This window comes from Actinomadura macrotermitis, assembly GCF_009604375.1.
GTDB lineage: Bacteria > Actinomycetota > Actinomycetes > Streptosporangiales > Streptosporangiaceae > Spirillospora > Spirillospora macrotermitis.
In genome coordinates this window covers 95,168-108,009 of the sequence record NZ_WEGH01000001.1, presented here as the reverse complement: position 1 = coordinate 108,009, position 12,842 = coordinate 95,168, and the positions used below count along the sequence as shown (strand labels likewise).

The 12,842-nt window shown below is 70.4% G+C and carries 9 protein-coding genes and 1 tRNA gene; 7 read left to right on the top strand and 3 right to left on the bottom strand.

Annotated features, from left to right (window positions below):
- Positions 1 to 906 precede the first annotated feature (906 nt).
- Positions 907 to 2,478 carry a helix-turn-helix domain-containing protein gene (locus tag ACRB68_RS00500; protein ID WP_153530360.1) on the top strand — a complete coding sequence of 524 codons (1,572 nt, stop codon included), beginning with the start codon at positions 907 to 909 and terminating at the stop codon, positions 2,476 to 2,478.
- Here the strand turns inward: ACRB68_RS00500 and ACRB68_RS42940 are convergent.
- Complete coding sequence (locus tag ACRB68_RS42940) at positions 2,408 to 2,845, bottom strand: hypothetical protein (RefSeq protein ID WP_456356034.1); 438 nt, start codon at positions 2,843 to 2,845, stop codon at positions 2,408 to 2,410. The two genes, ACRB68_RS00500 and ACRB68_RS42940, sit on opposite strands and share 71 nt — an antisense overlap.
- A 385-nt stretch (positions 2,846 to 3,230) precedes the next feature.
- Here ACRB68_RS42940 and ACRB68_RS00495 point away from each other — a divergent pair, with 385 nt between their 5' ends.
- Positions 3,231 to 4,724, top strand: a complete 1,494-nt coding sequence (locus ACRB68_RS00495; RefSeq protein ID WP_153530359.1) for an MFS transporter — start codon at positions 3,231 to 3,233, stop codon at positions 4,722 to 4,724.
- Here the strand turns inward: ACRB68_RS00495 and ACRB68_RS42770 are convergent.
- Positions 4,703 to 5,473 carry a cation-translocating P-type ATPase C-terminal domain-containing protein gene (locus ACRB68_RS42770; RefSeq protein WP_407924284.1) on the bottom strand — a complete coding sequence of 257 codons (771 nt, stop codon included), beginning with the start codon at positions 5,471 to 5,473 and terminating at the stop codon, positions 4,703 to 4,705. The genes ACRB68_RS00495 and ACRB68_RS42770 overlap by 22 nt on opposite strands.
- 1,031 nt (positions 5,474 to 6,504) lie before the next feature.
- On the opposite strand from ACRB68_RS42770, the gene ACRB68_RS00485 reads away from it, so the two are divergent.
- On the top strand, positions 6,505 to 7,326 hold the full coding sequence (locus tag ACRB68_RS00485) for a tyrosine-type recombinase/integrase (RefSeq protein WP_207709540.1): 822 nt from the start codon (positions 6,505 to 6,507) through the stop codon (positions 7,324 to 7,326).
- 81 nt (positions 7,327 to 7,407) lie between these two features.
- Here the strand turns inward: ACRB68_RS00485 and ACRB68_RS00480 are convergent.
- A tRNA-Pro gene (locus ACRB68_RS00480) sits at positions 7,408 to 7,481 on the bottom strand.
- A 101-nt stretch (positions 7,482 to 7,582) separates the two neighbouring features.
- Between ACRB68_RS00480 and ACRB68_RS00475 the strand changes: the two genes are divergently transcribed.
- The 4 genes from ACRB68_RS00475 (at position 7,583) to ACRB68_RS00460 (ending at position 12,842) form a co-directional block, all read left to right on the top strand.
- Positions 7,583 to 8,503 (top strand): hypothetical protein, encoded by a 921-nt coding sequence (locus ACRB68_RS00475; protein WP_328593562.1) that lies wholly within the window; start codon positions 7,583 to 7,585, stop codon positions 8,501 to 8,503.
- A 399-nt stretch (positions 8,504 to 8,902) separates the two neighbouring features.
- Positions 8,903 to 10,813, top strand: coding sequence for a PP2C family protein-serine/threonine phosphatase (locus ACRB68_RS00470; RefSeq protein WP_328593561.1), 1,911 nt, complete (start codon positions 8,903 to 8,905; stop codon positions 10,811 to 10,813).
- A 71-nt stretch (positions 10,814 to 10,884) separates the two neighbouring features.
- A complete protein-coding gene (locus ACRB68_RS00465; protein ID WP_328593560.1) occupies positions 10,885 to 12,066 on the top strand; it encodes an acyl-CoA dehydrogenase family protein in 1,182 nt (393 codons plus the stop codon).
- On the top strand, positions 12,063 to 12,842 hold the full coding sequence (locus ACRB68_RS00460; RefSeq protein WP_153530357.1) for an SDR family oxidoreductase: 780 nt from the start codon (positions 12,063 to 12,065) through the stop codon (positions 12,840 to 12,842). Before ACRB68_RS00465 ends, ACRB68_RS00460 begins: the two co-directional genes overlap by 4 nt.

The window sequence follows — 12,842 nt, the reverse complement described above, 5'->3', positions numbered from 1 at the left end:
CGGGCCTCGTAGGGGGACGGCCGGCATACGGCAGAAAGGGGTCACGCCCCGCCCGTGATGCCTGCCAGGGATCTTTCCGGTGAGTCCTTTTGCGACATCAACGACCGTAACAATTCGTGAACACGCGCTCCGCAGGGACGGCCGCGCGGCTACCCGTCCCACCGGCAGAGGTTCAACAGGCCCCGCGCTCGTTTTGCGGCTGGTGAGACGTTCGTTAACGGCACCCGCTTTAGCCCCGGCCCCATAGCCGTGACCAGCGACTCCACCGCCGCAGGCGCACTGATCTGAGTTTCCTCAGATGAAATAACGGCCACTTCCCAGATACGCCAGAAAAGGATCGTCACGCAGGTCGGAAGGGCGGAGGGGGCCTCGGGATTTCGGCTGTGGACAGTCGCATCGAGCGTGGGCCGCAACGTAGCGTCCGTGCGGCTCAAGTCGATGGGCTGCGCAGTTCCCACCGGGCACGCCGTCCAGAGCCGCGCTTCTGTCCGGTCAGCGCCAGCCTGCGGCCCCTTTTGCCGTATTCCGCTGGCACCCCCTGTATGGCCGGGCTCGGTTGGCCCGGCCATACAGGGTCTAGAAGTGCGTGATCCAGATATTGATCCAGTAGATGATCGAGCCTCCGATTGCGGTGCCCAGGGCGGCTGCGGTGCCGCGGACGGCGGCGTACAGGGCGGCTTGGCCGAGCCGCCGGCCGTGACGGCGAAGACGGTGGCGACAAGAGGGTGGTGCCGGGGTCGGCGGCTCGGCGGCGGTCCCCGACTCGGGGGTAGGTCGGGCGGGGTGCGAGGTGTGGGGTTCGGCGGTCAAGGTCTCAATCCCTTTGCATCGTGGGAATGTGCTGGATGCTTCGGGTTTAGCCGTGATGGTCTTGTCCGGCGCGAAGGCTTGGGGGAGCCGCTGGTCGTGCGGGATGTGATCGCGGACGTCCGAGGTGTCCGGGCAAAAGAGGAAGGCGCGTGGGCGATGGCCAAGTGGCGGCCGCTGGACGGGGAGCACCTGGAGCCACGGATCCTGGCGGAATTTCTGAGAACGGTCGCCGACCAGCACCGCCAGTCCCTGCGGAACCTCGCCGAGCGAATCCCGTACGGCAGGTCGACAATCTCGGACAATCTCAGCGGCCGACGCTGCCCGGACTGGAAGTTCATCGAGGCGTTCATGCGCGGCTGCGTCCCCGGCGACCAGCACGCCCAGCGGACCTTGAGCGACCGGGCCCGGCCCCTGTGGGAGGCCGCTAGTCGCGCCCCGGACCAGCTCACCCCAGTCGACCGTCACCAGGACGACGGGGAACGACGGGAAAGCCAAGGGCTGGAGGGCGTCCCCGATCCGATGCGGCAGATCGTGGCCACTCTGAGCGAAATCGCCGCCAAGCAGGATCATCTGGCCCGCGTCCAGATGTCGGTCGCCGGCAACCATGCTCTGACCGCCGGGTTGCTGGGTCTCCGTGACGGCCTCGACCTCGCCGTCCAGACCCTCCTGGCTGAACGCGAAGCCTTGCGCGCCGAACGCGACCGCCTCAACGCCGGCAACGCCCACTACTCAGATCTGCACGACCAGCTCCGCGCCGTCAAAGAACAGCTTGCTCAGACCCAGGCAAGACTGGAGGCCGCTCACCGGCTCCAAGCCGAGACCGAGCAGCGGCTCCGCGAGGCCGAACGCCAGCGGATCATCGCCGAACGACTCCGCCTGCGCACCGCCCGTCAGCTCCAGCAGGCCGTCGCCACCCTCACTGGCCTCGACACTCCGGACCTCGACGGCGACGGCGATCCTGCCCCGGGCGCGGTCGTGCCCTCCGACGACCTCCTCGGTCCCGCCGATCAGCAGATCGCCCGTGACCGCCTCGCCCACGCCGATACCGCCCTCGCGGCCCTGGAACACGGCCTCGGGCAACTGTCCGCCGAGACCCAGCCCGCTCCGGACACCGCACAGACAACCGCCTCGGCCGTCCGCACCAACACGCCTACCAGGCCGGACAGCCACCGGACGCCTGGCCTCTCTCTGCGCAGCATGCGGAGGGTGGGGCGACTTGTGAGCATTGGGGGCGCGATCTTCGCGATCATCACGGGGGTAATCGGCGGGATCTACATCAACCTAGCCGCGCGCAAGAGCGGCGGATCTCCGTCGTCGTCCCCCAGCGTCGACTCGACCGTCTCTCTCGCCGCGAACATGAGACTCGTCGAACTGACGATCTCCGCAGACGTGCAGGAAATCAGTACCGGCTCAGACACCGCGACCTCTGCGGCCATCCATGCCATCGAGAGCGGACTGGCCAAGAAAGGCATCCAGAGCCTTCCCATCGGAGCGGCCCTCATCTTCGCCGGGGGCAGAGACCTCAGCGAAGGCACCCTCGCCGCAGAGCACTTGGCCAAGGTCCTCCCTGCCCGGATCGACACGTTCCGCAACGCCATCATCCAGCCCTTCGCGAGCTTCGGCATGGAAAGTGGAGGTGTCCGTCTGCGGCTTTTCGTCCCGAAGTGACCCTGGCCGCCACGGACGACGGCGTTCCTGGTGGGAACGCCGTCGCGCGAACGGTACGTTCCGGCCCGGCCGGGCTCCGGTCTGGGCCGGGGGACTGGTCACGACGCGCTGGGGCGTCCACGCTGGTCGAGGTTGCTGGCGAGCAGGCGGCTGATCGCGGCGATGTCGGCGCGTTCCTCCCGGCGGAGCCGGCGACGTGGGCGTGGACCTCGCGGATACCGCGCTCGATGACGGCCAGGCGGCGCTTTCGTGACACGTGGAAGGTCACCTGGCGCAGCAGCAACGCGGGCACCGAGGCGATGACGCGGCGGGTGCTGGGGTCGCGGACCGACACCAGCCGGGTGTGCAGGTTGTGGTGGGCCCACACCCGCTCGGGCCACAGGGCGGGAAGTCCGGTCACGCGTTCACGTCCTCGGCCGTTCGAGGGCAGAGCGGGGTGATCGCCGCGGCGGCTTCGCGGGCCACGTTGCGGTGATCGCGTGGTCCATCGAGGCCTCGGCAGGGACGCCGCGGATGTCGAAGCGGAACTCGGTGGAGTCGGCGTTCAGCGTCAGGACGGCGTGGACGGATCGGTCACCGCCGGTGGACCAGCTCACGTTCGTGCGTGACGGCTGGAGGGCTCCAGGCCGGGTTCGCAGCCCTCCTGGCATCCCCGCTGGAAATCTCGCAGAGATTTTCCCCCGTACCGATGTCGAGAAGCCCCCGGCCGCTCCGACCGATCGGCGAAACGTCGAGAGAAGGAGAGCTCGGATATGCGGATCGATCGGGTGTGGCTGGGAGCGGCGCTCCTCATGCTGCCGACACTGCTCGTCGCCATGGACACCACGGCGCTGCTCCTGGCGCTACCACGGCTGAGCGCCGACCTGGGCGCCACCGCCGTCCAGCAGCTGTGGATCAGCGACGGCTACGGATTCCTGGTGGCCGGCATGGTCATCACGATGGGCACCCTCGCCGACCGGGTCGGCCGTCGGCGACTGCTGATCACCGGTGCGGCGGCGTTCGCGGTGCTGTCGGCCGTGGCCGCCTTCGTGACCGACCCGCTGATGCTGATCGTCGTGCGTGCGTTGCTGGGCGTGGCCGGTGCGACCCTGGCGCCGTCCACCCTCGCCTTGCTCACCAACATGTTCCGCGACGAACGACAGCGCGGGAAGGCCATCGCGATCTGGGCGACCTGCCAGTTCGCCGGCGGCGCGCTCGGCCCTGTGCTCGCCGGGCTCCTGCTCCAGCACTTCTGGTGGGGATCGGTGTTCCTGGCCGCTGTACCGACGATGGCGTTGCTGGTGCTCGCCGGGCCCGTCCTGCTGCCGGAGTTCCGCAGCGACCAGGCCGGCCGGCTGGACCCGGCCAGCGTCGGGCTGTCGCTCGCGGCGATGCTCCTGATGGTGTACGGCATCAAGGGACTGACCATCCAGAGCGCGCGGGCCGTGCCGGCGATGGCCCTCATCGTCGGCGCGGCCATCGGAGTCGTGTTCGTACGCCGGCAACTGCGGCTGGAGACACCGCTGCTGGACCTGCGGCTGTTCCGCAACCGCCCGTTCACGGCCGTCATCATCGCACTGGTCTGCGCCGGCATCGCCATGGCCGGTACGGGCCTGCTGGTGACCCAGTACCTGCAGAGCGTGCTGGGCTTCTCGCCGGTCGCCTCGGCGATGCTGTTCGCACCCATGGGCCTGGGCGTGGCGGTCGGCACCATGGCGGCGCCCGCCCTGGCCCGGCGGGTGAAGCAGACGACCGCGATCGCCGGCGGCCTGGCGGGATCGGCGCTGGGCAGCCTCCTTCTGGTCGCTGTCGGCGGTCCCGGCTCCTTGCCGTTGTCGATGACCGGCATCGCCGTCCTGGCGCTGGGCACCGGCCCGCTGTTCGCGCTGGGCACCGGCATGATCGTCGGGTCCGTGCCGCCCGAGCGCGCCGGCTCGGCGGCATCGATGTCGGAGACCGGCAACTACATCGGCGGATCGCTGGGGTTCGCGTTGCTCGGCGTGGTGGCCACGGCGGTCTACCACAGCCGGATGGACGGCACCTCCGACTCGCTGGCCGACGCGGTCGCTGCCAGCCGGCACCTGCCCGCCGGGCAGGGCGCGGATCTGCTGCACACCGCGCGGGAGGCGTTCACCGCCGGCCTGCACATCACCGGCATCATCGCCGCGGTCATCTTCGCCGGGCTGACCGTACTGATCCTCACTACGCGCCCGGCGACCCGGACCACCCCGGCCGTCCTCCCCGACTACGAGGCGGCTCGCTCATGATCGGCCACTGGCCCGGGCAGGTTCCTCGGCCTCAGCGCGGCATCCCCACGCCGGCGGCCGGTTCCCGGCCCGCAGCGTCGACTTGCGTGCCCTGTCCGGCCTACGCCGCCTTCATCTTCGGGGTGGTAGGGCACAGGGCGTGATGTCACGGCTGTGGAGAGCGGGCGCCGGTACGGCGGATCGCCCAGCGGCGGAGCTCGTCGGTGCCCTACACGAGATAACGGGGAAGACGAGCAGCGCCAGTACGTAGAGGGAGGAGGACGGCGGTGCTGACGAGATGGCGGATCGGCGGAATGTAGCTCAGCGCGGCGGTGAAGGCGAGTTCGAAGCCGATGCCCGCCAGAAGCAACGGGTTGTTGAACAGCCCGATCCGCCGGAGCGAGGTGTGGCCGGTCCAGGCGGCGAAGCCGGCGAAGATCGCAGTGGTCGCGGTCAGACAGGCGTGATGGAGCGGGCTGCCGGGGCCGGTCGGCCCGCCACCGGACGTGGAAGAACACGCCCATGACCAGCGCGGCCAAGATAGCCCCAGGCGCGGACGAGCAGGTCGCGGTGATCACGCCTTCGGAGGAGGGGAGGGGCGGCCGGTCCATGACGCCTGGTTCGGCGGGCTTCCGGCCGAACGTCAGGACGGACAGAGGCTCGGCGCCGAGGCCGAACGCCAGGATCTGCAGGATGGTCAGTGGGAGCGGCACCGCGCCGATGTGGGCACGATACAGCGCCGAAGCTTCGTTGACGCTGTCGTCGGTCATCGCGACGATCTTGCTCTGGGCGCGCAGTGCGCCGGCGATCCGCAGCTTGGTCTCGGGAGACGACCGGGCGAACACGATCACGGTGTCGGTGCCCAGCAGGTCGTCCAGCCCGTGGTCATGGACGGTCTCGGCGTCGGGGACGACCCGCAGCGCGGGGAAGTCGATGCCTATCTCGACCTTATATTCCGCGAGCTACCTGCGCCCGTGGAGCGCTGGAAGCCGAACTCGACCACACCTGACCAACGGCACGCCAGGGACCGGCCGTCCCCGGATTCAGGAGCCCCGACGGGCTTCGAACGCGTGTAAGGCCTCACCGCCTGAGCGGTATGTCAACCTGTGAATCCCTGGTCGCCGCCGAGCGGATTGCCTTCGCCTCGAAGCTATCTCACCTCCAAGTTCATACCCATCCAGCCACTTCTACTGCACGGGTGACTCGACCCATGCTGTGTGTCGACACGTTGATCTCGCTTGCGATCTCTACCCAACGGTGACAACCGCTTTGCAGTCGTTGCGACTCTGGCGGCTGTGCTTCAGCGCCGGCTCTTCCCAGGCCCTCCAGCGCTGACGACCGGCCTCCAATCAAACCGAGGCGTTCCACCTTGCCCGACGACACGCTGCCGTCGTCTTCTTTGCTGTCGCAGCCGACCGTGCCCCGCCCTCCTGGCCGCGTTCCGTAGATGGCGTGATGTCTCATGCCGTCTGTGACCATCATCGGATGCGGCGGGCTCCGCTGGCGCAGGGCAAGAAATGGAAATCCAAAGGATTTCGCTGCGGACCGGGCGCGGTCCGCAGCGGCGAGCTGGATCGAACGCGATCCAGACCTGTGTCAAGCGATGCCGAGGAAGGAGCCCGACAAGCAGGCAGCGAGGAAGAAGGGTAAGCCCACCTACCGCAACCGGCGCAGGCCATCGGCACCAGTTCAGCGCGCGCCGTGCAACCTGGACCAGAGTCTTTGGAGCCACTCACCGGCTGCTGGAGCAGGCGCCGACTCCAGCGGATGCACCGGAGCGGTCTCGATGAGATGAAGCACGGTGCATGGCTGGATCGCGGATGGCTGCGGGCGCTCCAGCGTCAAGAACAGCCTTGCCGTGCTGGTGCGGGTCATGGAGCAGGCCGTCCGGGACGGGATCATCGACCACAACCCGGCTCGCGTCGTCGGCTGGCAGCTCGAATACAAGCAGGCCGAGGACGAACTCGACGACCCGCGTTCACTGGCCCTGCCGAACTGGGCCGCGCTGGTCGAACTCGCCGACGCGCTGGTGGAAAGGTCGGCCGACCGCTACCGCGGCTGGGGCGAGGTGGTCCTGTTCGCCGCCTGCACCGCCACCCGCATCGGCGAGGTGTCCGGGGTGCGGGCCGGTGACATCGACCGCGACACCTGGATCTGGAACGTGCGCCGGCAGACCACACCCGGCCCCGGTGGCCTCATCGACAAGGGGACCAAGGGCAAACGGGCCCGCAAGGTCCCGCTGATCGAAGAGATCCGCGGCCTGGTCGGGCAGAGGCTGGAAGCGCTGAAGGACAAGCCGATGGACCGGCTGTTCACCGGTCCGCGCGGAGGACGCATCACCACCGCCGTTCTGCGGGACGCGACCCACTGGGACGAGGTGGTGACCCGCCTCGGCTACGAGCATCTGCGCCGGCACGACCTCCGGCACACCGGGCTCACCTGGATGGCTGACGCCGGCGTACCGGTGCACGTCCTTCGGAAGATCGCCGGACACGGTTCGCTGACCACGACCCAGCGGTACCTGCACCCCGACGCCCGGTCCATCACGGAGGCGGGGGAGGCGCTGAGTCTGCATCTGAGTGATCGTCGGTCCCCAGATGGTCCCCGGCTCCGGGCGGTGTGATCGCCGGAGAGGATCAATCAGAAAACGAAAAAGCCCCGCTGACCTTGGCTTTCGCCATAGTCAGTGGGGCTTTTTCATTTGTCGGGACGGCGGGATTTGAACCCACGACCCCTTGACCCCCAGTCAAGTGCGCTGCCAAACTGCGCTACGTCCCGGTGCCTGCCGCAGCAGACGTGAGTACTCTAGCGCAGTCTGAGCGCTGGTGCGTACCGGGATTGCGGGCGCCTCGGGGTGGTGGATCTGGTAGGCATGGCCGGTGTTCTCCTTGGTGGTGCGCGGCGGGTTGGCCCTGGTGGTCGGCGCCGGGTCGCTGAGCGCGGTGTGCGGGTGCGGCGGCGATGATGACAAGAGGCCGGTGGGTGCCGGGACGGTGAGCCGGGCTGAGCGGTCCTCGACGCCGGCGCCGAAGGCGAAGCCGGTCCGGGTCGTGCCGCGGGTGCCCGCGGGGGTGCGGGCCGGGTATGTGGTGTTCGACCGGCCGCGCCGGAAGGTGCTGGTCGAGCACGGCGGGCATCTGACGTTCCGCTCGGCGTCGGTGGTCAAGCTGCTGATCGCCCTGGACTACCTGCACGATCATCCGAAGGTGCCGGCGGCGGATCGGGCTCTTTTGCGGACGATGCTGCGCTCCAGCGACGACAAGGCGGCCACGGCCTTCTGGAAGCGGGGCGGGCAGGGGCGGATCGTCCAGCGGATGGTGAAACGGGTCGGTTTGGACGACACCGCCCCGCCGCCGGCGAGCAAGCCCGGGTTCTGGGGATACACGGCGTTGAGCGCCGATGACGTGGTGAAGGTCTGGCGGTATCTGCTGGACAAGGCGCCTGAGCGGGATCGGGAGCTGATGCTCGGGCATCTGCGGCAGGCGACGCGGTGCGGGACCGATGACTTCGACCAGTACTTCGGCATCCCGCGCGCCCTGCCGCGGCCCTGGGCGGTCAAGCAGGGCTGGTCGGGCTTCGGTGAGACGCCGCCGGTCTCGTGCCGGGCGAAGGCGGACGCGGTGCGGGTGCGGCCCATCTCGGATCTGGGGATCGGGCGGCCCGTCCTGCACACGACCGGGCTGGTCGGGGAGCGGCGCATCGTGGTCGTGCTCACGCTGCAGCCCGCGGGGTCGTCGTTCCAGGCGGCGTCCGCCCGGCTGACCTCGCTGACGAAGCAGGTCTACCGGGCGGCCGGTTAGGAGTTCGGGCCGGTTCCCGTCTTCGCGGTGGCGGAAGGCCGAACGCTGTGATTTATGCCTCACTGCCGGGATGTGTTTTGAATTCGGCGATACCGGCGCGATAGCAGGCGGTGCCTACCGGTTCGCGATCCTGGTAGATCAGCCATGCCCGGATGCGGGGGCGCGCCAGGTATTCCTGCCGTCTCTGGACGGGCCGCTCCGGCTCGGCCCGCCCCGGGGAGCCTGCGGAGCGGGAGTACATCTGCAGGTAGGCGGTGGTTTCCCTCGTCCGGGCATTGTGGCGGCGGTCAAGGTAAAGACGGAATAAAGAGGTGATCTATGGAAGAAATCGAATGAAGTTGTAGTTCAGGGTCGTGTGTACCTTTTCTCCGGCGAGGCCGTGAGAACCGGAATCTGGGGGTGGCGGTGACGGTCGGCGACGACACGACCTTGGGGGCGGTGAGCCCGCAGGCGCCGGACGAGCTGGCGGACCTGCGCGGCGCCGCCCGCGAGCGGGCCCTGCTGGCCGAGGCCCGGGTCGTGCTCGCCGGACGCCTCGGCTGTCCGACCGGCGAGGCGCTGCAGCACCTGATCTGGCTGGCGCGGGACCTGGACCTGGAGATGGCCGAGGCCGCCGCCCTGGTCGTCGGCGAGCCCGAGGTCGCCGTTGATCCCGCCGACGCCTCCCTGGCGCCGCCGCAGGCGCCGGGCATCGCCGAGCCCGCCCCGGCGGAGCAGGCGGCGGTCCGCGAGGAGGCGCTGTGGCGGCTCACGCCGGCCGAGCCCGCGAACGACGCGGCGCTGCTGGACGCGCTGCCGGGCGACCCGCAGGCGCGGGCGGTCCTGGACGCCTCCATGGACGGCGCCGCCCACCTGGTCCCCGTCCGGGACGAGCAGGGCCGGATCGCCGACCTGCTGTACGCCGCGCTGAACGACACCGCACGCGACCTGTTCGGCCGCGGCGCCGACGAGCTGACCGGCCTGCGCCTGCTGCCCACCGATCCCGGTTCGGCCCTGTCGGGGCTGTTCGACGCCTATGTGCGCGTGCTGGAGACCGGTGTGCCGTTCCGGCGCGAGCCGTTCGCCTACGCCACGGCCAAGGACGGCGTCCCGCGCGCGTCCCGGATGAGCGTGCGCGCCGTCGCCGTGCCCACCGGCGTCGTGGTGACGTGGCGCTACCACCACGAGGAGGACCGGGTCCGCCGCCGCCTGGACCGGGTGGAGCGGCTCGGCCGGCTCGGTTTCGGCGAGTGGGACCTGGTGAGCGGGCAGGCGAACTGGTCGCCGCAGATGGCCGCCAACTACGGCCTGGACGACGACGAGGTGCCCGCCTCGCCCTACGGCCTGGCCAAGGTCGTCGCCGAGGGGGACGTCGCGATGGTCGAGGAGGCCGTGCAGACGCTGTTCACCCGCCGCGAGCCGGTGGAGTTCGAGCACCGGGTGCCGACGCCCGAGGGCCGCCACCGGCACCTGTGGGTGTTCGCCGAGCCGGTGCTGGACGGCGCGGGCCTGCCGGTCTCCATCAACATCGTCTCCCAGGACATCACCCGCCGGCGCGGCATAGAGCGCGCGCTGGCCGAGACCCGCCGTCAGATGCTGCGCCAGCAGGCCCGCACGGCCCAGCAGCACAAGGTCGCGGTGACGCTGCGCCGGGCGATCCTGCCCGACCCGGCCGACATGACGCCGCTGCCGGGGCTGCGGGTGGCGGTGCGCAGCCTGGCCGCCGAGAGCGCGGCGCGGATCGGCGGGGACTGGTTCGCCACCCGGGTGCTGCCGAACGGGCAGGGCATGTTCGCGATCGGCGACGCGGCCGGGCACGGGCTGCCCGCCGCCGCGGCGATGGCGCGCAGCCGCAACGGCCTGCTCGGGCTCGCCTCGACCGGGGCGGCGACGGGGCAGCTGGTCGGCTGGCTGAACGAGCTGGTGAACGATCTGGACCCGGCCGCGACCGGCACCGCCATCGTGGCGGCCTACGATCCGGCCGAGCGGATGCTGCGCTGGACCTCGGCGGGGCATCCGCCGCCGATCCTGGTGCGCGGCGGCGCCGCGGTGCCGCTGGAGGGCGAGCCGGACCCGATGCTGGGCGCGCTGCCGGGCGTGGAGTACGCCACGCACGCCATCCGGCTGTACCCGGGCGACCTGGTGTTCCTCTACACCGACGGCCTGGTGGAGCGCCGGGGCACCGACCTCGGGGAGCAGATCGTGCGGCTCACCGAGATCCTGGCCGATTCGGTGCCGGGGCCCGACCTGGCGCTGGACCGGGTGCTGGCGCGGATGAAGCACGACCGGGCCGCCGACGACACCACCTTGTTCGCCGTGCACGTGCAGTAAGGCGACGGGCGTCCTCATGAGGGCGCCCCCGCGTCGATTCTTTCTAACAATCGTTTGGTAGAGTGCGGCGGGTGAAGCGGAACGAGACCCCCGCCGACCGGGCCTTCCGGGCCGAGGTCCGCGACTGGCTGGAGACGCACCTGTCGGGTGACTTCGCGCATGCCCGCGGTCTCGGCGGCCCCGGCCGCGAACATGAGGCGTTCCCCGAGCGGCTGGCCTGGGAGCGGCACATGGCCGCCGCCGGCTGGACGTGCGTCGGCTGGCCCGCCGAGTACGGCGGCCGCGGCGCCTCCCTCGCCCAGCAGGTGATCTTCAACGAGGAGTACGCCCTCGCCGACGCCCCCGCCCGGGTGAACCACATCGGTGAGAACCTGCTCGGCCCGACGATCCTCGCCTTCGGCACCGACGAGCAGCGCGCGCGTTTCCTGCCGCCGATCGTGGCCGTCCGGGAGCTGTGGTGCCAGGGCTACTCCGAGCCCGACGCCGGATCCGACCTCGCCAACGTGCAGACCCGCGCCGAGCTCGGCGACGACGGCTGGCGCGTCACCGGCCAGAAGGTCTGGACGTCGCTGGCCGTCGAATCGGACTGGTGCTTCGTCGTCTGCCGCACCGAGCCCGGCTCCGCCCGCCACCACGGCCTGTCCTACCTGCTGGTCCCGATGCGCCAGGACGGCGTGGACGTCCGCCCGATCGTGCAGATGACCGGCACCTCGGAGTTCAACGAGGTCTTCTTCGACCGAGCCCGCACCGACGCGGCCAACATCGTCGGCGCCCCCGGCGACGGCTGGAGGATCGCGATGGCCACCCTCGGTTTCGAGCGCGGCGTCGCCACCCTCGGCCAGCAGGTCGGGTTCCGCCGCGAGCTGGAGGGCGTGATCGAGCTGGCCCGCCGCACCGGCGCCCTCGACGACCCGCTGCTGCGCGACCGTCTCACCCGCGCCTGGATCGGCCTGGAGGTGATGCGGCTGAACGCGCTGCGCACCATGGCGGGCGTCGCGTCGGGCGCGCCCGGCCCCGAGTCGTCGATCTCCAAGCTGGTGTGGGGGACCTGGCACCGCGACCTCGGCGAGCTCGCCATGGACGTGCTCGGCGCCGCCGGCCTGGTCGCCGACGGCGAGCCCTACGACCTCGGCGACTGGCAGCGGCTGTTCCTGTTCTCCCGCGCCGACACCATCTACGCCGGGTCGAACGAGATCCAGCGGAACATCATCGCCGAGCGTGTGCTCGGCCTGCCTAGGGAGCATCGCCCATGACGCCGCCCCCCTACGTCCCCGGCCACGGGCTGCTGAAGGACCGCGTCGTCGTCGTCACCGCCGCCGCGGGCGCCGGGATCGGTGGCGCCACCGCCCGCCGCTGCCTGGAGGAGGGCGCCCGCGTCGTCGTCTCCGACGCGCACGAGCGACGCCTCGGCGAGTCGCGGCAGGCGCTGGAGAAGGAGTTCGGCGCGGATCGCGTCGCCGCGCTGGCCTGCGACGTCACCAAGGAAGAGCAGGTTCAGGCGCTCTACGACCTCGCTCTGCAGCGGTTCGGGCGGATCGACGTCGCGGTCAACAACGCCGGCCTCGGGGGCACCTGCGACCTGGCCGACATGACCGACGAGGCGTGGGACCGCGTCCTGGACATCACCTTGAACGGCACCATGCGCTGCACCCGCGCCGCCCTGCGGATCATGCGGGACCAGGACGCGGGCGTCATCGTCAACAACGCCTCGGTGATCGGCTGGCGGGCGCAGAAGGGGCAGTCGCACTACGCCGCCGCCAAGGCCGGCGTCATGGCGCTCACCCGCTGCGCCGCGCTGGAGGCGGCCGAGCACGGCGTGCGGATCAACGCGGTGTCGCCGTCGCTGGCCATGCACCCGCACCTGGTGAAGGTGACGTCGGAGGAGCTGCTGGAGGAGCTGACCCGCCGCGAGGCCTTCGGGCGCTACGCCGAGCCGTGGGAGGTGGCCAACGTTATCGTCTTCCTGGCCAGCGACTACTCGTCCTACATGACGGGCGAGGTCGTCTCCGTTTCCAGCCAGAGAGCCTGA

Bases quoted from the DNA above. Each gene is read 5' to 3' on its own strand.
- ACRB68_RS00495 (WP_153530359.1), top strand. From the start codon at position 3,231: ATGCGGATCGATCGGGTGTGGCTGGGAGCGGCGCTCCTCATGCTGCCG.
- ACRB68_RS42770 (WP_407924284.1), bottom strand. From the start codon at position 5,473: ATGACCGACGACAGCGTCAACGAAGCTTCGGCGCTGTATCGTGCCCAC.
- ACRB68_RS00460 (WP_153530357.1), top strand. From the start codon at position 12,063: ATGACGCCGCCCCCCTACGTCCCCGGCCACGGGCTGCTGAAGGACCGC.